The sequence below is a fragment of the Bacillus sp. BD48 genome (assembly GCF_046566805.1).
Lineage (GTDB): Bacteria > Bacillota > Bacilli > Bacillales > Bacillaceae > Bacillus > Bacillus safensis.
This window is the reverse complement of the sequence record NZ_JANGFM010000002.1, coordinates 759,106-781,700: the sequence shown is the minus strand read 5'-3', so window position 1 is coordinate 781,700 and position 22,595 is coordinate 759,106. Positions and strand designations below refer to the sequence as shown.

Annotated in this window: 27 protein-coding genes and 1 riboswitch; of the genes, 4 read left to right on the top strand and 23 right to left on the bottom strand. The window is 42.9% G+C overall.

Annotated features, from left to right (window positions below):
- Positions 1-117 precede the first annotated feature (117 nt).
- From sufB to ACLGGR_RS08820, 19 genes are all read right to left on the bottom strand, one after another.
- Positions 118-1,515 (bottom strand): Fe-S cluster assembly protein SufB, encoded by a 1,398-nt coding sequence (gene sufB / locus ACLGGR_RS08910; protein WP_007500362.1) that lies wholly within the window; start codon positions 1,513-1,515, stop codon positions 118-120.
- Positions 1,516-1,532: 17 nt separating this feature from the next.
- On the bottom strand, positions 1,533-1,979 hold the full coding sequence (sufU, locus tag ACLGGR_RS08905; protein WP_041115744.1) for a Fe-S cluster assembly sulfur transfer protein SufU: 447 nt from the start codon (positions 1,977-1,979) through the stop codon (positions 1,533-1,535).
- Positions 1,969-3,189: a cysteine desulfurase gene (locus ACLGGR_RS08900; protein ID WP_410972911.1), complete on the bottom strand. Its 1,221-nt coding sequence runs from the start codon at positions 3,187-3,189 to the stop codon at positions 1,969-1,971. The genes sufU and ACLGGR_RS08900 overlap by 11 nt, the downstream gene beginning before the upstream one ends.
- Positions 3,189-4,502 carry a Fe-S cluster assembly protein SufD gene (gene sufD, locus ACLGGR_RS08895; RefSeq protein WP_034280840.1) on the bottom strand — a complete coding sequence of 438 codons (1,314 nt, stop codon included), beginning with the start codon at positions 4,500-4,502 and terminating at the stop codon, positions 3,189-3,191. The genes ACLGGR_RS08900 and sufD overlap by 1 nt, the downstream gene beginning before the upstream one ends.
- A gap of 18 nt (positions 4,503-4,520) precedes the next feature.
- Entirely contained in the window at positions 4,521-5,306 is a 786-nt protein-coding gene (gene sufC, locus ACLGGR_RS08890; RefSeq protein ID WP_007500355.1) for a Fe-S cluster assembly ATPase SufC, read from the bottom strand.
- Positions 5,307-5,519: 213 nt separating this feature from the next.
- A complete protein-coding gene (locus ACLGGR_RS08885; protein ID WP_254965641.1) occupies positions 5,520-5,654 on the bottom strand; it encodes a YuzK family famiily protein in 135 nt (44 codons plus the stop codon).
- A 215-nt stretch (positions 5,655-5,869) separates the two neighbouring features.
- Positions 5,870-6,238: a carboxymuconolactone decarboxylase family protein gene (locus ACLGGR_RS08880; RefSeq protein WP_003212803.1), complete on the bottom strand. Its 369-nt coding sequence runs from the start codon at positions 6,236-6,238 to the stop codon at positions 5,870-5,872.
- A gap of 103 nt (positions 6,239-6,341) precedes the next feature.
- On the bottom strand, positions 6,342-7,163 hold the full coding sequence (gene metQ / locus ACLGGR_RS08875) for a methionine ABC transporter substrate-binding lipoprotein MetQ (protein ID WP_142945141.1): 822 nt from the start codon (positions 7,161-7,163) through the stop codon (positions 6,342-6,344).
- 14 nt (positions 7,164-7,177) lie between these two features.
- Positions 7,178-7,846, bottom strand: a complete 669-nt coding sequence (locus ACLGGR_RS08870; protein ID WP_125586118.1) for a methionine ABC transporter permease — start codon at positions 7,844-7,846, stop codon at positions 7,178-7,180.
- Positions 7,839-8,864, bottom strand: a complete 1,026-nt coding sequence (locus ACLGGR_RS08865) for a methionine ABC transporter ATP-binding protein (protein ID WP_142945143.1) — start codon at positions 8,862-8,864, stop codon at positions 7,839-7,841. The genes ACLGGR_RS08870 and ACLGGR_RS08865 overlap by 8 nt, the downstream gene beginning before the upstream one ends.
- Positions 8,865-9,018: 154 nt before the next feature.
- A riboswitch (SAM riboswitch) is annotated at positions 9,019-9,127 on the bottom strand.
- 102 nt (positions 9,128-9,229) lie between these two features.
- Positions 9,230-9,571, bottom strand: coding sequence for an SCP2 sterol-binding domain-containing protein (locus ACLGGR_RS08860; protein ID WP_024423403.1), 342 nt, complete (start codon positions 9,569-9,571; stop codon positions 9,230-9,232).
- 120 nt (positions 9,572-9,691) lie between these two features.
- The gene (locus tag ACLGGR_RS08855) at positions 9,692-9,994 is read right to left on the bottom strand and encodes a thioredoxin family protein (protein WP_142945144.1); all 303 of its coding nucleotides are present in this window, start codon (positions 9,992-9,994) and stop codon (positions 9,692-9,694) included.
- A 12-nt stretch (positions 9,995-10,006) separates the two neighbouring features.
- On the bottom strand, positions 10,007-10,351 hold the full coding sequence (locus ACLGGR_RS08850; RefSeq protein WP_024423404.1) for a toprim domain-containing protein: 345 nt from the start codon (positions 10,349-10,351) through the stop codon (positions 10,007-10,009).
- 131 nt (positions 10,352-10,482) lie between these two features.
- Positions 10,483-10,719 carry a YusG family protein gene (locus ACLGGR_RS08845; RefSeq protein ID WP_048237389.1) on the bottom strand — a complete coding sequence of 79 codons (237 nt, stop codon included), beginning with the start codon at positions 10,717-10,719 and terminating at the stop codon, positions 10,483-10,485.
- A gap of 44 nt (positions 10,720-10,763) precedes the next feature.
- Positions 10,764-11,147, bottom strand: coding sequence for a glycine cleavage system protein GcvH (gene gcvH, locus ACLGGR_RS08840; protein ID WP_268429218.1), 384 nt, complete (start codon positions 11,145-11,147; stop codon positions 10,764-10,766).
- 66 nt (positions 11,148-11,213) lie between these two features.
- Complete coding sequence (locus ACLGGR_RS08835; protein ID WP_024423406.1) at positions 11,214-11,570, bottom strand: arsenate reductase family protein; 357 nt, start codon at positions 11,568-11,570, stop codon at positions 11,214-11,216.
- A 310-nt stretch (positions 11,571-11,880) separates the two neighbouring features.
- Positions 11,881-13,662, bottom strand: coding sequence for an acyl-CoA dehydrogenase family protein (locus ACLGGR_RS08830; protein WP_323649066.1), 1,782 nt, complete (start codon positions 13,660-13,662; stop codon positions 11,881-11,883).
- A 14-nt stretch (positions 13,663-13,676) separates the two neighbouring features.
- Positions 13,677-14,852 carry an acetyl-CoA C-acetyltransferase gene (locus ACLGGR_RS08825; protein ID WP_410972910.1) on the bottom strand — a complete coding sequence of 392 codons (1,176 nt, stop codon included), beginning with the start codon at positions 14,850-14,852 and terminating at the stop codon, positions 13,677-13,679.
- A gap of 12 nt (positions 14,853-14,864) precedes the next feature.
- Positions 14,865-17,252, bottom strand: a complete 2,388-nt coding sequence (locus ACLGGR_RS08820) for a 3-hydroxyacyl-CoA dehydrogenase NAD-binding domain-containing protein (protein WP_410972909.1) — start codon at positions 17,250-17,252, stop codon at positions 14,865-14,867.
- Positions 17,253-17,451: 199 nt separating this feature from the next.
- Here ACLGGR_RS08820 and ACLGGR_RS08815 point away from each other — a divergent pair, with 199 nt between their 5' ends.
- Genes ACLGGR_RS08815 through ACLGGR_RS08805 form a run of 3 tightly spaced genes read left to right on the top strand, consistent with a single transcriptional unit; the run spans position 17,452 to position 18,226 of the window.
- Entirely contained in the window at positions 17,452-17,589 is a 138-nt protein-coding gene (locus tag ACLGGR_RS08815; RefSeq protein ID WP_003212904.1) for a YuzL family protein, read from the top strand.
- A gap of 26 nt (positions 17,590-17,615) precedes the next feature.
- Positions 17,616-17,867: a hypothetical protein gene (locus ACLGGR_RS08810; RefSeq protein WP_048237393.1), complete on the top strand. Its 252-nt coding sequence runs from the start codon at positions 17,616-17,618 to the stop codon at positions 17,865-17,867.
- A gap of 11 nt (positions 17,868-17,878) precedes the next feature.
- Positions 17,879-18,226 (top strand): spore coat protein, encoded by a 348-nt coding sequence (locus tag ACLGGR_RS08805; RefSeq protein ID WP_142945150.1) that lies wholly within the window; start codon positions 17,879-17,881, stop codon positions 18,224-18,226.
- A 29-nt stretch (positions 18,227-18,255) separates the two neighbouring features.
- On the opposite strand, the gene ACLGGR_RS08800 is transcribed toward ACLGGR_RS08805, so the two are convergent.
- From ACLGGR_RS08800 to ACLGGR_RS08790, 3 genes are all read right to left on the bottom strand, one after another.
- Positions 18,256-18,507 (bottom strand): YusU family protein, encoded by a 252-nt coding sequence (locus ACLGGR_RS08800; RefSeq protein WP_024423411.1) that lies wholly within the window; start codon positions 18,505-18,507, stop codon positions 18,256-18,258.
- A 71-nt stretch (positions 18,508-18,578) separates the two neighbouring features.
- Positions 18,579-19,409, bottom strand: coding sequence for an ABC transporter ATP-binding protein (locus tag ACLGGR_RS08795; protein WP_008347057.1), 831 nt, complete (start codon positions 19,407-19,409; stop codon positions 18,579-18,581).
- A gap of 146 nt (positions 19,410-19,555) precedes the next feature.
- Positions 19,556-20,002: a YusW family protein gene (locus tag ACLGGR_RS08790; RefSeq protein ID WP_410972908.1), complete on the bottom strand. Its 447-nt coding sequence runs from the start codon at positions 20,000-20,002 to the stop codon at positions 19,556-19,558.
- 113 nt (positions 20,003-20,115) lie between these two features.
- Between ACLGGR_RS08790 and ACLGGR_RS08785 the strand changes: the two genes are divergently transcribed.
- Positions 20,116-20,958 (top strand): oxidoreductase, encoded by an 843-nt coding sequence (locus tag ACLGGR_RS08785; protein ID WP_410972907.1) that lies wholly within the window; start codon positions 20,116-20,118, stop codon positions 20,956-20,958.
- 46 nt (positions 20,959-21,004) lie between these two features.
- Here ACLGGR_RS08785 and ACLGGR_RS08780 read toward each other — a convergent pair whose 3' ends face one another.
- A complete protein-coding gene (locus tag ACLGGR_RS08780; RefSeq protein ID WP_410972906.1) occupies positions 21,005-22,411 on the bottom strand; it encodes a S1C family serine protease in 1,407 nt (468 codons plus the stop codon).
- Between the last annotated feature and the right edge of the window lie 184 nt (positions 22,412-22,595).

Below are 22,595 nucleotides of genomic sequence, written 5' to 3'. Positions count from 1 at the left end.
GACCTGGCTTCTCGAACTAAAGCCATAAAAAAACACAACGCCATGAAGGCTTAATTAACAAGTGGTATCACTCGAAATTAAATGCCTTCAAAAAGCGTTGTGTATCAATGTTTTTTATTAACCAATAGAGCCTTCCATTTCGAACTTAATCAAGCGGTTCATTTCAACGGCGTATTCCATTGGCAGTTCTTTTGTGAATGGCTCGATGAAGCCCATGACGATCATTTCTGTTGCTTCTTCTTCAGAAATTCCGCGGCTCATCAAGTAGAATAGCTGTTCTTCTGATACTTTTGATACTTTTGCTTCGTGCTCTAATGAAATGTTGTCGTTTAAGATTTCATTGTAAGGGATCGTATCAGACGTTGATTTGTTATCCATGATGAGTGTATCACACTCGATGTTTGAGCGTGCACCTTCTGCTTTGCGTCCGAAGTGAACGATTCCTCGGTATGTTACTTTACCGCCTTGTTTGGAAATCGATTTCGATACGATCGTTGAAGATGTGTTTGGTGCAAGGTGAATCATCTTCGCACCTGCATCTTGGTGCTGACCTTTACCTGCAAGGGCAATACTTAATGTCATACCACGAGCGCCTTCACCTTTTAGGATGACCGCTGGGTATTTCATTGTCAGCTTAGAACCGATGTTTCCATCAATCCATTCCATAGTTGCATTCTCTTCACATACTGTACGTTTTGTCACAAGGTTGAAGACGTTGTTTGCCCAGTTTTGAATCGTTGTATAACGGCAGTAGCCGCCTTTTTTGACGATGATTTCAACAACCGCACTGTGCAGTGAGTTTGTTGTGTAAACTGGAGCTGTACAGCCTTCTACGTAATGCACATGTGCGCCTTCGTCAACGATGATCAGTGTACGCTCGAACTGACCCATGTTTTCAGAGTTGATACGGAAGTATGCTTGAAGTGGAGTATCTACTTTTACGCCTTTTGGTACGTAGATAAATGAACCACCAGACCATACAGCCGAGTTAAGCGCAGCAAATTTGTTGTCAGTCGGAGGAATGACTTTTGCCCAGTGCTCACGGAAGATGTCTTCGTTCTCTTTTAATGCGCTGTCTGTATCTTTAAACACAATTCCTAGATCTTCAAGGTCTTGCTTCATGTTGTGATACACAACTTCAGATTCATACTGAGCAGATACACCAGCTAAATATTTTTGCTCTGCTTCTGGGATACCAAGCTTATCAAAGGTTTGTTTGATTTCTTCTGGTACTTCATCCCAAGAACGCTCAGAGCGCTCTGATGGCTTTACGTAGTACGTAATTTCATCAAAGTTTAATGCATTTAAATCTCCGCCCCATTGTGGCATCGGCATGTTGTAAAAGTGCTCAAGAGATTTCAAACGGAAGTCGAGCATCCACTGAGGCTCTTCTTTCATACGAGAAATTTCTTCAACGATCTCTTTTGTCAGTCCGCGCTCTGAACGGAAAATGGAAACGTCTTTATCAGAAAAGCCGTATTTATATTCACCAACATCTGGCATTTTTTTAGCCATCCATTTTCACTCCAATCTTATGATTTGCCGTTATCTTCGGCAGATGCGCCTTTTTCAAGCGCCTTCCATGATAATGTTGCACATTTGATGCGGGCAGGGAATTTTGCCACTCCCTGCAGCGCCTCAATGTCACCAAGATCAATGGAATCGTCGTATTCTTTTCCTAGCATCATATCGGAGAAAATCTGAGACATTTTCAAAGCTGTTTCAATATCTTTCCCTTTAATCGCCTGCGTCATCATAGAGGCAGATGCCATCGAAATCGAGCATCCTTCTCCTTCAAATTTCGCATCCGTGACTTTATCGTCTTCGATTTTCATCGTAAGACGAATACGGTCACCACACGTTGGGTTGTTCATATCGACGACAATGCTGTCGTTTAGCACACCTTTGTTTCTCGGATTTTTATAATGATCCATAATCACTTGTCTGTACAGTGTGTCTAAGTTTACATTAAAAGACATTCGTAAAATACTCCTTTGTCTTACGGAGCGCTGCAATAAGTTTGTCAATCTCTTCTTCTGTATTATACAGATAGAAGCTTGCTCTTGCAGTCGCTGATACACCAAGCCATTTCATGAGCGGCTGTGCACAGTGGTGTCCAGCACGAATGGCGACACCTTCCGTATCCAGAACAGTTGACGCATCATGCGGATGGACATCGTCTAAGTTAAACGTCACAAGCCCAGCTCGGTGCTGCGGTCCATAAACAGTCGCACCGTCAAGCTCCTTGAAGCGCTCAAGCGCGTAAGTCGCAAGCTGATGCTCGTAACGGCTGACTTCCTCCATACCAATGTCATTTAAGAAATCAATCGCTTTTCCGAGTCCAACTGCTCCGGCAATAATCGGTGTTCCCGCTTCAAATTTCCACGGCAGCTCTTTCCATGTAGAATCATATAGATCCACAAAGTCGATCATTTCACCGCCAAACTCAGCAGGCTCCATATTATTCAAAAGGTCCTTCTTCCCGTAAAGCACACCGATGCCAGTCGGTCCACACATTTTATGCCCAGAGAATGCGAAAAAGTCACAATCTAGATCCTGAACATCAATTTGCATGTGCGGGGTGCTTTGGGCACCGTCGACGACAATGATTGCCCCATGATCGTGGGCAATTTTGGCGATTTCTTTAATCGGGTTGATGGTTCCTAGTACGTTTGAGACATGTGTGACAGCGACGATTTTCGTTTGATGTGTGATCGTTTGCTTCACATCTTCAAGCGATAGCGTGCCGTCTTCCTGTAACGGAATGTATTTCAATGTGGCGCCAGTTGCTTTTGCTGCTTGCTGCCAAGGGATGATATTCGCATGATGCTCCATATGCGTAATGACAATCTCATCGCCTTCTTTGAGGTTTGCTCTAGCATAGCTGATCGCCACTGTGTTTAGTGCAGTTGTTGTACCTCTAGTAAAAATAATCTCCTGGACAGATGAAGCATGGATGAATGCACGAACTTTCTCTCTCGCACCCTCGTATGCGTCCGTTGCTCTTGTGCCAAGGGTATGAACACCCCGGTGAACGTTCGAGTTGTAAGACCGGTAATACTCATTCATTGCATCTATGACAACTCTTGGTTTTTGAGAAGTCGCTGCACTGTCCAAATACACCAAATCATGTCCGTTCACTTGCTGATGAAGGATTGGAAACTGCTCACGAACGTCTTTGATATTCATTATTTTACTTTCCTTTCAATCACAGAAACAAGCTGCTTTTTAACTCCTTCAATCGGCAGTTCTTTCACAACTGGATTTAAGAAGCCATAAATCACAAGTCTTTCTGCATCTTCTTTGGAAATCCCGCGGCTCATGAGGTAGTACAATTGAATTGGATCGACACGTCCAACAGAAGCAGCATGCCCTGCTGTGACATCATCTTCATCAATTAATAGAATTGGGTTTGCGTCACCGCGTGCTTTCTCACTCAGCATGAGGACACGTGATTCCTGCTCTGCATTTGACTTTGTTGCGCCATGCTCGATTTTACCAATTCCGTTAAAGATAGAGGATGCTTGATCCTTCATCACACCATGCTTCAAGATATATCCTTCAGAGTTTTTACCGAAGTGGATGATGCTTGTTGTGAAGTTTTCCGTTTGGTTTCCTCGGCCGACAACAACTGATTTCGTATCACCGAATGTACCGTCGCCCATCAGTTTTGTGATGTTCTCAGACACAACGTCTCCATCATTCATCAGGCCAAGTGCCCATTCGATTTTACTGTCACGGCCATTAGCCATACCGCGTCTGTTCACATATACTGTGACACCTTCTGCAAGGTTATCTACAGCACCGTATGTGACGCGGGCGTTTGCGCCTGTGAACACTTCAGAAACGATATTGAAGATCGCTTCTTCCGGTTTTGCTGTACTGATGTAGTTTTCTACATATGTGACAGCACTATGATCGTCTGCTACGACGATGACATGGTTGAACAAAGTTGTTTCGTCATTTTCATGAAGATAAACAGCTTGAATTGGTGCTTCAAGCTCAACGTTTTTCGGAACATAGAGGAAAGCTCCGCCATTCACTAAAGCAGCATGTAAAGCTGTTAGTTTATGCTCATCCACTTTCACTGCATCTGTCATGAAGTATTGTTTCACTAAATCTCCATGCTCACGAATCGCTGTATGAAGATCAGTGAAGATCACACCTTTGTCTTTCGCTTCAGCTGAAAGAGACAAATAGGCCGGCGTTTGATCACGCTGAATGTAAACTGTCTTATCTGTGTCCTCTAAATCAATAAGAGATTTCACTTCTTCTGGAAGCTCTTCTAATGATCCAAATGGCGCACTTTCGACTGTATGCTGTTTGAAATTGGTTAAATTCCATTTTGAAATATTCGTTTTGTCAGGCTTTGGCATTGGGAGGTCTTCTGCTTTTTCAAGAGCCTGTAAGCGAAGGGAGCTCATCCATGCCGGTTCCTGATGCTTCTCGGAGAAGCTTTTGACATAATCTTGATCTACTGATAATTTCGTTTCTAATGTCATCAATAATCCTCCTAACGCTTACGCTTCTTGACCAACAGTTTCGTCTTCAATTCCTAACTCTTTTTTAATCCAATCATAGCCTTCTGCTTCTAGACGCTGCGCGAGTTCTGGTCCGCCAGATTTCACGATACGGCCTTGCATCATAACATGAACGTGATCTGGTGTGATGTAGTTCAGCAGGCGCTGATAGTGAGTGATCATTAAGCAGCCAAAGCTTTCGCCGCGCATTTTGTTAATTCCTTTAGAAACAACTTTCAGGGCATCGATATCAAGACCAGAATCGATTTCGTCAAGGATGGCGATCTTTGGTTCAATCATCATTAATTGAAGAATTTCGTTGCGTTTTTTCTCCCCGCCTGAGAAACCTTCATTTAAGTAGCGTTGTGCCATATCTGGGTCCATTTCAAGGAACTCCATGTTTTCGTCCATTTTGCGGATGAATTTCATAAGAGAGATTTCATCGCCTTCTTCTCTGCGTGCGTTAATAGCAGAACGAAGGAAGTCAGCATTTGTAACACCGCTGATTTCAGACGGGTATTGCATCGCAAGGAAAAGACCAGCTTGAGCGCGCTCATCTACTTCCATTTCAAGGACATCTTCGCCATCAAGCAAGATGCTGCCTTTTGTTACTTCATATTTAGGGTGACCCATAATTGCAGCAGATAAAGTAGATTTACCTGTTCCGTTTGGTCCCATTACTGCGTGGAATTCTCCACCTTTTATCTCGAGGTTTACACCCTTTAAGATTTCTTTCCCTTCAATCTCAACGTGCAAGTCCTTAATTGTTAATGTCGAAGCAGTCATATATCGATACCTCCAAAATAATCATTATTCTCAATTTATTCTCATTCTAATTTTATAACAAATTAAAACTGAATACAACACATTCACGATAAGCGTGAGAGGATGCTCTCAAAATTCTAACAAAAAAAGCAGGTAGATAAAAGGATTTATGTCGAAAAGACTGTTTTCATAAAGAAAGGGCGGGAAACTGTTCTCCCCGCCCCTCAGCTATTATTAGCCTCGTATATTCATTTTTGCGAGCTGTCTTTTCTCATCTCGGTAGGACTGCTCTCGTTTATATTCCACTTTCATCCGTAAGTCATGGTCTCTTTCGTACTCTGCATAGCTCATGCCATGAGCTTGATGCATGGCCTTTTCCATCTCGGCGGTATAATCCAATCCTAGTGTACTATGGTCCGAACAAATAATAAACCATTCCCTTCCTTGAGTGTAGCTTTATTGTAGCAAACGTATGCGGCTTCACTCAAAAGGGATATGACACCCTATGCTGGCATATTTTCTCACACAATCGGATGAGAAGCGCTCAACTCCCTGATATGGAAAAATACCGTGTTATGCTTCTCTTAATGCGTCTGTCCTCCAAATTCATCAATACATTGCTGAACGACAGTGATTCCTTGGCTTAGTGCTGCCCCGCCGCCAAAAGCTGCTGCTACGCTGACAACCTCCAGCAAATTCTCTTCTGTCGCCCCTTGATCGAGCGCTCCCTTTGTATGATAAATCATGCAGTATTCGTCCTGTGCATGAATACTGATGCCAAGGGCAATCATTTGTTTTTCCTTTTGCGTTAATGAATCGCTCTGGAAGCACTGCTCCGTAAATTCATTAAATTTCTTTCCAAACACCGGCATTTTCTTCTGGAATTCACCCATTGCGGTTTTATAATCAGTCAGTGATTGCTGCATGGATCCGCTCATATGCTGTTCATTCATCTTGATTCCATCCCTTCAGGTCATTTGTACGTTTTTATTATGAGCGAGATTTGAAAAAATACACAAAAAACCTCGCTTTGATAGAAGCGAGGTTGAAATGTTGTTATTCAGATACAGGCAATACTGCACCGTCATATTTTTTGTCGATGAATTCTTTGATTTTATCAGAGTGAAGAACTTCCATTAATACCTTGATCTTCTCTGATTTTTCGTCACCTTTGCGAACCGCAACGATGTTTGCATATGGGTTGTTCTTTGTTTGCTCAAGTTCGATTGAATCTTTTTTCGGATTCAATTTATTTTGAATCGCATAGTTTACGTTGATGAATACAGCATCGCCTTCACTGTTTTCATAAGCTTTCGCCGTTAATTCAGGTGCGATTTTTTTGAATTTTAGGTTCTTTGGGTTTTCTTTAATGTTCTTTACTGTTGCGTTGATTGTATCAACCTTTGGATCAAGCTTGATAACACCAGCATTTTGAAGCAGGGCAAGCATACGGCCTTGTTCAGCTACGTTGTTTGTCATGATGATTGTGCCGCCGTTTGGAATATCTTTTACTGATTTGTATTTCTTAGAGTAGATACCGAAAGGCTCAAGGTGAACCGCACCTGCACTCACTAGGTTATAATCTTTGTTTGATTTATTTTCTTCGTTTAAGTAAGGGATATGCTGGAAAAAGTTCGCATCCACTTCTTTTTCAGCTAACGCTTTGTTGTACATTTTATAATCGCTAAGCACTTTCACTTTTAAATCGTAGCCTTTTTCTTTTAGAAGTGGTTTTGCTTCTTCAAGAATTTCGGCATGCGGTGTTTTTGAAGCGGCAACCGTAATGGTTTTGCTTTCACTTGCGTTATTAGATGAACCGCACGCAGCTAAAATACCTGCAAATGCTAGAAATAGTGCACTTAAAATCAATTTCTTCATGAATAAATCCTCCCTTAACGTTTATCAATTTTATTTGTAATCAAATCACCGATTATTTGAATAATAAAGACGATGATCAGAATAAACACAGTGGCTACAAGTGTGACATCAGTATTACCGGATTGGTACCCTTCCACATAGGCGAGGTCACCTAGTCCGCCTGCTCCAATTGCACCTGCAATCGCAGTAGAGCCAATTAGAGCAATCGCTGTTACGGTTATACCTGAAATGAGGGCTGGCAATGATTCTGGCAGCAATACTTTGAAAATGATTGTCGACGTTTTCGCTCCCATTGATCGTGCTGCTTCAATGACTCCTTTGTCTACCTCACGCAGTGCAATTTCGACAAGACGTGCATAGAATGGAGCTGACCCTATGACAAGGGCAGGAAGTGCTGCATTTGGGCCTAGAATAGTGCCCATAATGAGTTTTGTAAATCCTAATAATAGAATGATTAGAATGATAAAAGGAATCGATCTGAAAATGTTGACGACAGCGCCGATGACAGCATTAATCGGTTTATTTTCCCAAAGACCGCCTTTTCCTGTAAGGAAGAGCAGGAGTCCTAGGATAATCCCGATTGCAAAGGCAAATGCCAATGAAATGAGTGTCATATACACCGTTTCACCTGTTGCACTCCAAATGACGTCTAAATCAACGTTCGGAAACCATTTCTCAAACATGTGTCATCACCTCGATTTCAACCTGTTTGCTTTGGATATAGGCGATGGCTTTTTCTACTTCGGTCTCTTCTCCATTAATGTGGATAAAGAGTGTTCCAAACGCGCCTTCCTGCGTTTGAGAAATCTTCCCTTGAAGGATGTTCACATCGACGTTGAAGGATCGAATGATCTCAGTGATCAGCGGCTGCTCGGCAGAATCTCCGATAAAGGACAATCGTACGACCTGACCTTCTTTTACCCGCTCAAGGACATGCTCAATTGTTTCTTTCGCTTCCTCTGGTTCAGCCAGCTGTTGCACAAATCGCTTCGTCATTTCTTCCTTCGGCTGTCTGAAGACGCGCAATACTTCGCCTTCTTCGACAATACGTCCATTTTCCATGACCGCGACGCGATGACAAATTTTGCGAATGACGTGCATTTCGTGTGTAATGAGCACGATCGTGAGCCCTAGTCGTTTATTGATATCCGCCAAAAGCTCAAGGATAGAATCAGTCGTTTGCGGATCTAGCGCAGATGTCGCTTCGTCACATAGAAGAACCTTTGGATCATTCGCTAATGCTCTCGCAATGCCGACACGCTGTTTTTGCCCGCCGCTTAGCTGAGACGGATACGCATTTTCTTTTCCTTCTAAACCGACCAATTTAATCAGTTCATTCGCACGTTCTCTCCGTTTTGATGTCGGTACACCTGCGATCTCAAGCGGGAACATAATATTTTGTCTCACCGTTCTTGACCAAAGCAAATTAAAGTGCTGGAAGATCATGCTGATTTCTTGTCTTGCTTTCCGAAGTTTCGCATTCGATACTTCATTGATCCGGTTGCCTGCCACTTCAACAATTCCATCTGTTGGCAGCTCCAGACCGTTTAATAGGCGAATAAGCGAGCTTTTTCCTGCACCGCTATACCCGATAATTCCGAATATTTCACCTTTATCAATATCCAGGTTGACGTCTTTCACGGCATCAACATTTCCGCTTTTTGAATGGTACGTTTTTGATACATTCTGTAAATGAATCACAGTCTGATCACCTGCTTTCTTGCTGAATCTATAGGTTTCCATCACATACGTTATTTATTCTTCTTTCTGTCATGACTCTAGCCTGACGCCAGGTCAGTAAAAAAGACCTAACTGCAACGCAAGCAGAAAGGCCTTTTATGTCAATTACGCCTTTCTCTCATCTTTCAAAGCGCTGCGGCTTTGAGTGAATTGGCACCAATTTCAGCTATGCTGACGGTTGCCGGGTTTCATAGGGCACGTCCCTCCACCTCTCTTAATAAGAGAAAATATGTTGTTTTATGTGATGTTCATGTTTTTACTAACGTAGAATATCATGCTACCCGAGATATGTCAACGCTGTAAATCGCTAATTTCCAAGTAAACAACTACGTTATCATTTTTCGAAAAAAACCGTTCGTCAGCCAAAGCACTGCCTCTAGTCTAAGGAGCGCACGGAATGACCCTTTGACTTTGACTTGTCCCCTGCTGATTAACTGCTGTAAGGACATATCTCCATCTAATAATTGAAGAATTTCTTTCCTCTCACCATAAAAGATGAGATCCGATAACTCAATTGCAGGTAGTTTCTTCACTTCACCACGTTCATCCACAATCAATGTACAAGAGTCAGTTTCCGCCTCAAATGTAATCTTCAAGGATGATGATGAGAGCAGCGGTTTTAATAATAAACGCTGCCCTGTGTTACCATGGGCTTTCACATTTTCCACATGTATAACCTCCCTGTCATTTGGTTATACATAACATTTCTCTACAAACATCGGCTTGTCCTTTATAAATAACTCGACAAATTTTCAAATGAATTTCTTGAAATATGACAAAAAACCGCTTTATTTAGCGGTTTCAATCATTTCATGAAGATATGGAACTGAGTGAAAGGCATAGCCTTTTTGCACCAATTTACCTTTTTTAAACAGTAGAAAGCAAGGAACACTCTCAATCTCAAATGCTTTCGCAAAGCCTGGTGAGTAGTTTAAATTGTTTTCGTAAAATGGTACATCCGGCTGCATGGCGTCTACGACTGCCAGCATTTTCTTTGCCAGCTGGCATGTTCCGCAAAACGGAGTATATAAGTATAAAAGAAATAAATCGTCCTCTATCTCCTTGAATTCGTGTTCTTCAATCTCTTTCATATACGTCCACCCTCATAAATATTTCGAATGAACATCAATGTTTGCAGCTAATAGGATAGATGCAATGTGGGCTGACGGTGAAGCGGCCACTTCGCGGTACGTTCTATCGACAAAAAGATGAAGTGCTTCAGGGAATTCTTTTCGAAATTGCTTCCGCAGTTTGTCGCCTGCATCGTCACTGTCTGCTAATATGTAAACGTCTTTCCCCACTAAATCGTCCACAAGCTGATCCAGCTTCGATGTACTGATCGTGCCATTGGTGCAAATGATGGTAACAGGTTCACTTATGACTTCTTTTAGCTTTTGTTTGTCTGTTTTACCTTCTACAATGATGACCTTTTCTATCTCGACATTCATCACGATCACCCGGCCCTTTTGACGTTGATTCACTTCTTCCTTAGATTACAATCTTTCATTCAGGTTGTAAAGATTGGGCGCCTCGTCATCAAAAAGACTGCAGCTTCTGTTCACTGCAGTCTCATCTGTGATTAGCACCAGCCATTTTCATCGTCACAGTCTACATATTTTTCTGTCCCGTGGGTTAATGTATCCGTTAGACGATAAAAACGATTTTGATCATAGGAATATCCCGATTTCAGCTCATATTGGTTTTCACTAATCATCGTGCCAATCTCTTCATTTTGATGATAAAGCACCATGCCGCTTTCTTTGAATCGTCCAGTGACATGCTCTGTTATATCCACGTGTTCTTTTTGAAAAGACAAATTGGACACCCCCCATAAAGGTAGAGTGTCCAATTTCACATGAATTAGTCTTCTTTTGTCATTTCTTCATATTGCTCAGCCGTCATTAAGTTCTCGATTTCAGCTGCATCAGCTGGTTCTACAACGATCATCCATGCTTTTTCGTATGGAGAGTCGTTGACGAATTCTGGGCTGTCATCCAGCTCATCGTTCACTTCAACGATTGTGCCATTGATCGGTGCATAAAGTTCAGAAACAGTTTTTACTGATTCTACACTTCCGAAAGGCTCGTCCGCTGTGATTTTGTCTCCTACTTCAGGAAGCTCAACGAACACGATATCGCCCAGCTCAGATTGAGCAAAATGCGTAATACCGATACGCACCTTATCTCCTTCTACTTTGACCCATTCATGTTCTTCTGAATAACGTAAATCTTTTGGTGTGCTCATTCAATACCCCTCCAGTCTTTTCTTACAATCTATATTGAAGATACCACAATCTGAATGAAAGTTACATCATTTCCAGACGCTTTTAAATGTATCTTCATTAAATCCAACCGTCACTCGTTTTCCGTCTGTTGTAATCGGGCGCTTAATCAGCATTCCGTTAGACGCGAGTAATTCTAGCTGCTCGTCCTCTGACATTGCAGGAAGTTGATCTTTCAGCTGCAGCTCCCGGTATTTTTGTCCGCTTGTATTAAAGAATTTCTTCAGCTCTAAACCGCTTTTTTCGTAAAGGGCTTTTAATGTTTCTTTATCAGGCGTCTCTTCGACGATATGTATGCTGTTGATGTCTTTATTGTGTGCTTCCAGCCACTTTTTTGCTTTTCGGCATGTACCGCAAGATGGGTATTCGTAAAAATCTAAAGCCACCATTTTCACCTCCTGCAAATTGTGACAACATTTTATCACAAAATATTTTAAAAACCTAAATGTATGCTTACAAAAAGGTGCGGAGTGATATCCGCACCTCAGATTGTTGACAAAGGGATAAAATGATCTTTATTTTAGCCCTTTGTCTTCTTTTCAGCGTGATAGAAAACCTTTTCAGCCTAGGAAGGACGAGTACCGGAGCGGAGCGAATTTGTCATTCGTGAGCACCGGCACGCAGACCTGACAAAGAATGCGAGGATTTGTCTACACGCTGAGGTGCGGAGTGATATCCGCACCTTTTAAGCCGTCCTTATACGATATATTTCTCTGCTTCAAAGATTCGTTTTGCCACTTCACGCTTTTTGGCGATGACATTGATTGGAGTAAATCTTGTCAGCTTGCGAAGGGCTGACAGGCTCATGCGGAGTGAATCTCCTTCCTCCATCGCAATCAAGGATTCTTTTGCATGGGCTTCAATCTTTAAGAAAGCTTCTTGCGTGAAAATTTGTGTGTAAGCAAGCTTTTGAGCATTCTTTTCTTCCCCTGTTGCAGCGATTGCCTTTTCTGTGCGCAAAATCGCTGATTCAGCAGCAAAAATTTCATTCACGATATCGGCTATGTTCACAAGAATTTCTTGCTCTTTGTCTAAGGCTTTCCCGTATTTCATTGCTGCCATACCAGCCACCATTAAGGCGATCTTTTTCGCATGGGCGAGCAAATATTTTTCTTGATCGAGCGGCTGATCGCCTGGCTCTTCCGGCATCATCATCATCAGCTCTTCCTGTAAGGTTTGCGCCTTTTGAAGCAGCGGAAGCTCTCCTTTCATCGCTTTCTTCAAGAATGTACCTGGTACAAGTAAACGATTGATTTCGTTTGTCCCTTCAAAAATACGGTTAATTCGTGAGTCGCGATAGGCTCTTTCGACCTCGTATTCTTGCATGAATCCATATCCGCCGTGAATCTGCACGCCTTCATCCACAACATAATCTAACGTTTCAGAGCCGAGCACTTTACAGAGAGAGCATTCAATCGCATATTCCGCAATAGATTGAGCAATTTGTTTGCCGTCTTTTTGCTCTTCATCACTTAATAGCCCCATCCGCTGTTCAAATAATCCAACCGTGCGGTAAACTGCACTTTCCATCGCATAGAGCTTTGCTGACATATTGGCTGCTTTTTCACCAATTAAGCTGAATTGAGAAATTGGTGTTTTGAACTGCTTACGCTGGTTCGCATATTCTGCCGACAATTGAATGACGCGCTTTGATGCACCGATTGTGCCGACTGCCAGCTTATAGCGCCCAATATTCAAAATGTTAAAGGCAATTACATGACCTCTGCCGGCTTCACCGAGCAAATTCTCCTTCGGTACTTGGGCATCTTCAAGAATCAATGTTCTTGTCGATGATCCTTTAATGCCCATCTTTTTCTCCTCAGGTCCCGTTTTGACACCTGGAAAATCCTTTTCGACGATAAAAGCAGAGAAGTGTTCACCATCAATCTTCGCATACACAACAAAGACATCGGCAAATGCGGAGTTTGTGATCCACTGCTTTTCTCCATTGAGGACATAGTGGGTACCTGCTTCATTCAGAACTGCGGTTGTTTTTGCTCCAAGAGCGTCAGAGCCTGATCCTGGCTCAGTGAGTGCGTACGCCGCAATGGTTTCCCCAGAGGCGAGTCCAGGCAGGTACGTTTCCTTTTGCGCTTGATTTCCGAAGAGCACGATCGGCAGAGAACCAATACCGACATGAGCACCATAGGAAAGTGAGAAGCTTCCTGCTCTAGCGAATTTTTCAGTAATGATCGCTGAACTGATTTTATCTAATCCAAGCCCGCCGAATTCTTCTGGCACGTCGGCTCCTAAAAGTCCAAGCTCACCAGCCTTTTTGAGAAGCCTGACCGAATGCTCGAACTCATGGTTTTCAATTTGATCTATATGCGGAACCACATCTTGTAAAATATAATCCTCTGTTGTCTTCCCAATCATTTGATGTTCATCAGAGAAATCCTCCGGTGTAAAAATATGCTCATAATTCGTCTCATCAATTAAAAAGCTTCCACCCTTTTTTACATCTTCCAATGCTTTCATCCTGATTTCCCCCTTTAGATCAATTCAAAAATCCCTGCTGCTCCCATGCCCCCGCCGATACACATTGTGACAATGCCAAATTGCTCGTTTCGCCGTTTCATTTCATGAATAAGTGACAGCGTTAGTTTCGTTCCTGTACAGCCGAGCGGATGTCCGAGCGCAATTGCCCCGCCGTTGACATTCACCTTTTCTTCATCAATCCCTAAATGGCGAATGACTTGAATTGCCTGAGAAGCAAACGCTTCGTTTAATTCAAACAGTCCAATATCCTTCAGCTCAAGTCCAGCGATTTTCAGCGCACGCGGAATGGCTTCAACCGGCCCGATCCCCATCACCTCAGGCGGTACACCGCCGACAGCAAATGCTCTAAATTTAGCGAGCGGCTGAAGAGAAAGTGAGGATGCTTTCTCGCGGTCCATCATCATCACACACGCAGCCCCGTCACTTGTCTGCGAAGAGTTCCCTGCGGTCACTGTGCCTCTTGTCGAAAAGGCTGGACGCAAAGTAGACAGAATCTCCTCCGTTGTGCCTGCTCTCACACCTTCATCCTGTGAGAACGTGAATTGATGCTCTTCTAATTGATATTGCTCTCCTACCCGTCGTTCCGTTACATCAACAGGTACAATTTCATCTGAAAACTTCCCTTCTTGAAGTGCCTTTGCTGCCTTTTGATGACTCCTCACCGCAAAGGCGTCCTGATCTTGACGTGTGACCTGATACTTTTGCGCCACTTGCTCTGCCGTGTGACCCATGCTCATGTAGTATTCAGGCGCTTGCTCTGCCAAGAGAGCATTCGGACGAATGGAATGCCCCATCATCGGCACCTGCGACATCGATTCGACTCCTCCAGCTAAAATCGTGTCTGCCTGCCCAAGCATAATTCGTTCACCCGCATAAGCGATAGACTGAAGTCCTGACGAGCAGTAGCGGTTTATGGTGATGGCAGGTACAGTATAAGGCAGTCCCGCTAATGCTCCAATATTTCGGGCCACATTTAATCCCTGCTCTGCTTCTGGCGTTGCACAGCCAATGATCAAATCATCTATCTGACCGTCGTATTCACCGGCACGCTTTAACGTTTCTTTTACACATAATGCGCCCATATCATCAGGACGGACATGTTTTAACGATCCTTTTTTCGCCTTCCCTACTGGTGTTCTTGCGCCAGCGACAATGACTGCTTCTCTCATTTTGACTCCCCCTTAGTTACGTAAAGGTTTTCCTTTGACGAGCATGTGCTGCATGCGTGCCTGTGATTTCACTTCTCCTACAAGACTTAAAAAGGCTTCTCTTTCAAGCTCTAATAAGTATTGCTCCTCTACCTCTGTTCCAAATGGCAGTTTCCCGCCGGAAATGACATGAGCTAATTTTTTTACAATGGTCATGTCATGCTCTGAAATATATCCAGACAGTCTCATATTTTCAGCAGCCAAAATCATCGCTGCATAGCCTGTTTCTCCCATGACCGGCACCTTTTGCTTGAGCGGCGCACGATAACCGGCTTCATCAAGAGAGAGCACCAGTTGTTTTGCATCATAGATCAGGTGATCCCCATTCATACTGATCCGGTCGTTCACGCGGAGCATGTTCATATCCCGCGCTTCCTCAGCTGAAGTTGATACTTTTGCCATCGCAATTGTTTCAAATGTTTTCAGCGTGGCATCCTGTATAGCCGTCTGCGACGGCTTCGCTGACCCTTGCAGGTGACGAAGGTATAACTCTTTGTTTCCGCCGCCTCCTGGAATCAGTCCAACTCCCGCTTCCACAAGTCCCATGTAAGTTTCGCTCGACGCCTGTATAGCTGCTGCCGGCAGACAAACCTCTGTTCCGCCTCCTAATGTCATCCCAAACGGTGCGGCTACGACTGGACGCTCGCTATATTTGACCTTCATCATCGCCTGCTGGAAGCGCCTGATCACAAAGTCAATCTCAAAGAAATTATCGTCCTGTGCTTCCATTAAAATCAGGGCAAGGTTAGCACCAACACAGAAGTTCTTCCCTTGGTTTCCGATAACAAGCCCTTTATAATTCTTTTCCGTCTCATCAACAGCACGATTGATCATATCAATGACATCTAGTCCAATGGCATTGCTTTTAGAGTGAAATTCGAGTAAGGCGACGTCATCACCAATATCGATCAGGCTCGCACCAGAATTTTTGAAGATAACGTCGTGTTTCTTTTTCAATCTAGCTAAAGAAATATGTTTGTCGTTCCCTTTTTCCTGTTCATAAGCGCCATTCTGATAAAAAGCTCGCTCTCCTTCAGCATTCTCTTGATAGAATGTGTCGTGTCCTTTTGACAGCATGTCTTGCACCCACGCTGGGATGCTGTGACCTTCTGCTTCCATGCGCTCGGCGGCTTTTTTGACACCAATTGCATCCCACAGCTCAAATGGGCCATGCTGCCAGCCAAACCCCCATTTCATTGCGTTATCGATGGAAAGAATATCATCCGCAATTTCACCTTTTAGATGAGCTGAATAAAGAAGCACGGGCGCTGTCATATTCCAAAGCAATTGCCCTGCACGGCCATCCTGATAAATAAGCGCTTTCAACTTTGCTTTTGCACCCTTTTGCTGTTTCGCCATCTCAATGCCTGGATCTTTTAGCTTTGTGCGCTCTCCATATGTGAGCGTCACTGGGTCAAGCTCTAAAATAACCTTCCCATTTTTTTGATAAAAACCTTGCCCTGCCTTGCTGCCAATCCATCCTTTTTCGAGCATTCTTTCAATAAACTCAGGCAGCTGAAAAATCTCTTTTTCCTTTCCTTCTACCTGTTCATATACGTTTCGTGCCACATGAGAGAACGTGTCAAGCCCCACGACATCAAGTGTACGGAAGGTCGCACTTTTCGGTCTTCCAATGAGGGGTCCTGTGACAGAATCCACTTCTCCAATGGTGTATTTGTTCTCAAGCATTTCACGCACTGTGACAAGAAGTCCATAAGTGCCAATACGGTTTGCAATAAAGTTCGGTGTGTCTTTTGCTTCAACGACACCTTTGCCGAGTACATCCTCGCCAAATGTTTTCATAAATGAAAGTACTTCTGGATCTGTTTCTTGAATAGGAATGATTTCTAAGAGCTTTAAATAACGAGCTGGGTTAAAAAAATGTGTGCCTAAAAAGTGGCGTTTAAAATCATCTGATCGGCCTTCTGCCATTTTTTCAACTGAAATACCGGATGTATTGCTTGATACGATGCTTCCTTCTTTGCGGTGTTCGTCGATGAGAGAGAATACGTGCTTTTTGATGCTGAGCTTTTCAGTGACGACTTCAATGATCCAGTCAGCATCGTGTAATAAGGAAAGGTGGTCTGTGAGATTTCCCGGTGTGATGTATGATAGGTTTTTTGCTGAAGTAAGAGGTGCTGGCTTTTGCTTTAACAATTTTTTCATCGCTTCTTGACTTAATCGATTCCGAACACTAGGGTGATCAAGCGTCCGCTTTTTCGCCGTTTCTTCCTTTGTGAGTTCATTTGGCACAATATCTAGCAGTGTTACTGGTATCCCGATATTGGCTAGATGTGCAGCAATGCCTGAGCCCATGACACCTGAACCAATGACAGCCGCCTTGCGAATATGTTTGCCCATAAATATCCCCCTAAACATTTTGAATGAACAGTCATTCATTTTTTGTCCAAAAAAAAGCAATGCCTCTTTCTTTATCTTAAAAGATTTTCCGAAACAGTTCAATAGCAGATTTCAAAAATTTACACATTCTCATGTGCCTCCGTTTGCGGCGTATGAATTAAAGATGAGAGGGAATTGTAAGAATGGAGGTGATGTCCACATGTCTCGTTTGAAGAAAAACCCATCGAAAGCAGGCGTAAGTGCTGCAAGTGTAAAAGGAAACGCAGGTCCATCACAGGAAGCAGACCTTGGCGGGAAAAAAACCAGTCAAAATCAGCAATATAAAAAGAATCAGTAAGGAAACAAAATCGTAAGGAGGAACACATGTTGAACAATCAGCAAATGAATATGCCCCCAGAAGTCATTTCAGTGAAGGATTCCTTGTACTTAGAGGATATGCTCAACTGGAACTTAATCGCCATGAAAAAGGCTCATTTTATGGCCGAGCATTGCCAGGACCAAACATTGAAACAAGAATTAAATCAAGTTGGCCAAATGCATCATCAGCATTACACACAAATTCTTCAGCATTTAGGCAGCTCAGGGCAAGGCCAGTCTACTGGCTTTATGCAATAGGAGGAAAAAACATGGAACAGCAAAACCAACAAAAAATCGGGAACCCACAAACTCCGGTTCCCACAACAACAAACATGAACGATCGTGATTTTGTCACAGATCTCTTATCGACTGAAAAATATATGACAAACGGATACAACACAGCGCTCAATGAATTCAGTCATGAATCTCTTTACCAGGATATTCAGCGAATTGCACTGGAAACACAGAAAACACAAAGACATTTATATGATGTCATGTTCCGATATGGCTGGTATTCCGTTGAAGCAGCTGATCAGCAAAAGCTCCAGCAGGCACATCAGAAATTCCAGCAAACACTGACAGAACAATCTCCGTACGGATCATCACAAATGTCATAAAAAAACTGCCAGTTGGAGCTGGCAGTTTTTTAACGGTCTTTATTGGCACGGTGAGCTTCGTTCAACTGTTTGATCCGTTGAATCGTGTGTTTGATTTCTTCTTTAGCTTCTGGATACGTTTCATTGAAGTGCTTTGCTAGCGGCGGCATGCTTTTTGCAATATGAGAGTAGATCACCCACTGTTTCACATCTTGTTTCAGCTCGTCTGTTGATTCACCGAGCAGCAGCTCTGTATATTTATCAAGCAAGCCTTCCAGCTTTTCATCTAATTCATTTCCCATTGATATTCCGCTCCTTTTTCAGAAAAAAGCCTGACTCTGTGAGACACAGATGTCAGGCTTTTGACATACGATTATCTTGCAGCAAGAAATGTTTCAGCTTGTGCTTGCTGCACAATACAGCGTCCTCTACCATGCGGAATACATAATGGTGTTCCAAATAAAGGATCTGTTGTCACTTGGCAATTCATATCAAAGACATTTTTCACGAGATCACAATTAATCACTGTTTCTGGTCTTCCTTCTGCATAAATCGACTTGTCTTTAATCGCCACAAGATGATGAGCATATCTGCATGCGAGATTGAGATCATGAAGAACCATCACAATTGTGCGCTGCTCTTTCTCATTTAAATCAAACAGAAGGTCCAAAATTTCGATTTGATGCGTCATGTCTAAATATGTCGTCGGTTCATCTAACAAAATAATATCGGTCTCTTGTGCCAGCGTCATCGCAATCCATGCACGCTGCCTCTGCCCACCTGATAATGAATCCACGGTCCGATCAGCAAGGTCTTCCATCTTTGTTGACTTCAATGCGCGGTTCACTGCTTCTTCATCTTGCTTCGACCACTGCTTCAGCCAATTTTGATAAGGATATCTGCCTTGCTTCACTAACTGATGCACGGTTAATCCTTCTGGCGCTTCTGGTCCTTGTGGAAGAATGGCGAGCTGTTTCGCTACTTCCTTTGTAGGTAATTTTGCAATGGAATGACCTTCAAGCAGGACAGAACCACCCATTGGCTTCATGAGACGGGCCAAAGAGCGAAGTAGCGTGGATTTACCGCATCCATTACTGCCAATAAATACTGTGATTTCACCCTTAGGGATCGATACATTTAGTTCGTCTATGATCATTGTTTCTCCGTAGCCTAAGCTTAAACCTTCAGTAGAAATGGCACTCATTCCGCTCAAACGCTCCTTTTCTCATCCAAATTTTTATATTCAATATCGTCTATGTACAGACGTAAAAGATCACTTATCTCAATTTAGTGTATCAGATTTAAGTGATCTTGAAAATCATTTTCAATTAAAAAATGAGAAAGTCTCGTTTATTTCTTCCTTTGGAATGTACGTTTGGTCCCATCTTCGAGCTTCAGATCAATCTGAATCCGCTGATAATCATCATCTAAATTAAAAGCAGCTAATAGTTCATTTACATACGCTTCATTGATCTTTGCACTAGGAATCGACATATCATTCAGCTTCATCTTCATCTCGCGTAAGGCTTCTTCCCCTTCATAGCGGACACCATTCATATGATCACGAATGAGCGCTTCCTCTTTGCCTCTTGCCTGACGATAGGTCGCTTCATATAATTCGTTTTTCTGTCCATATTGTACATGCAGATGCACATGCTGAAATGGCAGTTCCTTCATTTGAACAGCTGACAGACTTTCTGCTTCTGCTTCATGTGTTTGTTGTAATGGTTCAATTGATTGACAGCCGGACAGCATAAAGAGCAGCACTCCTATCCGTCCTGCCTTCTTCCAACACATCATGTGTTTCCTCCTATTTCACAGCATCGCTTTTTATTCTTCTCCAAGCTCCTTTTCGTTATTCAATAAAACATCGCACTATGATAAATTTAAACAAAAAGGAGAACCGGATGATGAAAAGAACAGCCATTGTAACAGGTGCCAATAGCGGCTTTGGCAAGCTCATCACGATGCGTCTCGCCAAGAGGGGCTATACAGTGATTGCCGGCGTCAGACAGGAAACCAATGCAAAAAAGCTCGCTGAAGAAATCGAGCAAGCCTCTTTATCCAGCATGATACATATTGAAGCGTTAGATGTGACCGATACGCAGTCAATTCAAGCATTTCAGAAGAAGCTCCATGCCTATGCACCCATTACCCTGCTTGTGAACAATGCAGGAACAGCCTTTGCTGGTTTTGCGGAGGAGGTTCCTGTCGACACATACCGCCAGCAATTTGAAGTGAATATTTTCGGTGTGATGGGAATGACCCAAGCAGTGCTGCCGTTTATGACGAGTGGCGCAAAAATTTTCAATATGAGCAGCATCAGCGGATTAATGGGGATGCCTGCACTTTCTCCATATGTATCGTCTAAGTTTGCGTTGGAAGGCTATACAGAAAGCTTGCGGATTGAACTGGCTTCGTTCGGTATACAGGCGGCCTTGATCGAGCCAGGCTCTTTCCAGACGAATATTTGGAACACTTCCATGAACGAGCAAATGATTCAACCCTCAGAAGGATCGAAATACACAAAACTCTATCAAAAGATGATGGCCCATATTGATGCCCAGAAATCCAACTATGGAGATCCTCGTGAAGTGGCGGAGCTTGTTGTACGATTAGCAGAAAAGAAGCGGCTGAAACGGCTGAGATATCTTGTTGGAAAAGGCGTACGACTTTCATTCACAGCAAAGCAGCTTCTGCCTTGGAACGTGTGGGAACATATCATACTACGTACACTCTCTTCAAAAAAATAAGCACAAAAAAACAGGTGGATATGTTGACATCCACCTGTTTTTTTATTTATTCGCTATCTGACTGTCCAAGGGTAATATCTAGATTTTTGTTCTTTCCTTCACGGATGACAGTCATTGTGGTTTTATCGCCGACTTTTGTTTCTTTGTAAAGAATTTCTTTCAGCTGAGAGCTGTTCACTACGTCTTTCCCTTTGAACTTGATGATAACATCTCCAGATTTCAAGCCTGCTTTTTGTGCAGGTGAACCTTTTGAAACATCCTTTACGTAAATGCCTTTGCCGATTTGTTTATCAAATAAGCCGAGCGTATTTTCCTGATACGTCTCAGGCACTTGCTCAAGGTCAATCATTTGTACGCCAAGGTATGGACGTTCAACTTTTCCATTTTTCAATAACTCATCTACAATCGGTTTGACATCGTTACTTGGGATCGCGAATCCAAGTGATTCCACACCGCTTTCGCTGATTTTTAAGCTGTTGATGCCAATGACTTGACCGTCAGTATTAATAAGCGGACCACCGCTGTTTCCTGGGTTAATCGCTGCATCTGTTTGCAGCACATTCATCTCCACCGTACCAGATGACGTATTTGCTTCTACGGTACGATCAAGACCACTAATAATTCCTTCTGTCACAGTACCTGAGAACTGTGCACCGAGCGGATTCCCAATGGCAATGACTTTATCTCCAGCACGAAGCTTAGAAGAATCACCAAAGCTCGCCACTTTATCAATGCCGTCTGCGTTCATTTCAACAACGGCTAAATCTGTCATGACATCACTGCCGACAAGCTTTGCGTCTTTTGTTTTTCCATCATAAAGGGTAACCTTGATTTTATTGGCACCTTCGACAACATGGTTATTTGTAATAATGTACGCTTTTTTGCCATCTTTTTTGAAGATGACACCAGAGCCTGTTCCAGCTTCAGCTTCTGTTTGATCACCGCTTAAGCCAAACGAATTTTGTGTAGATTGATAGTTTGAGACCCCAACAATAGTGGGCTCTAAATCTTCTACCATATCAGCAACATTTGTGGCATTGGTGATTTGTTTTGTCGAGAAATTATCTGAGGCTGCCGGCTCGCTTGATGCTGTCTGCGTTTGCGTGTTGGCAGCTGTATCCTGTGACTGCGGCAAAAGTGGTGTAATGCCAAGTACAAGACCCCCGCCAATAATCCCTCCAAGAATCGGGCTCAGCCATGCCGCCTTGCGCTTTTTCTCTTTTTTCGACGCACGGTCATCCACCATTTGAGGAGAATGATTTGTCACACTCTCCTGAGTGGCAGATGCTTCGTTTTCATGCTGATGAAAAACAAGTTCCTTCTCTTTTTCTGGTGCGTCTATTTGTTTCTCATTCTCTTGATCGGTATCTTTTTGCTGATTCATTTCATTGTCTTGATTCGCATTTTCATCATGATTCATCTTATTCTCTTCATCTTCTCTTCGGAAATCCATCGCTTGCACTCCTTTACATCATGTTTCATTCGTATGTGTAGATAGGACTCAGGTCCTCTTTTTGGAAAGATCATTGAAAAAAATACTTTATGGCAATATGTCAAATTATATAATACTTAATCATAGAAAAAAAGCAAGGTGCGCACATTGATGAAAAGCACCTATTCATCCGCCTTTTGTCTAT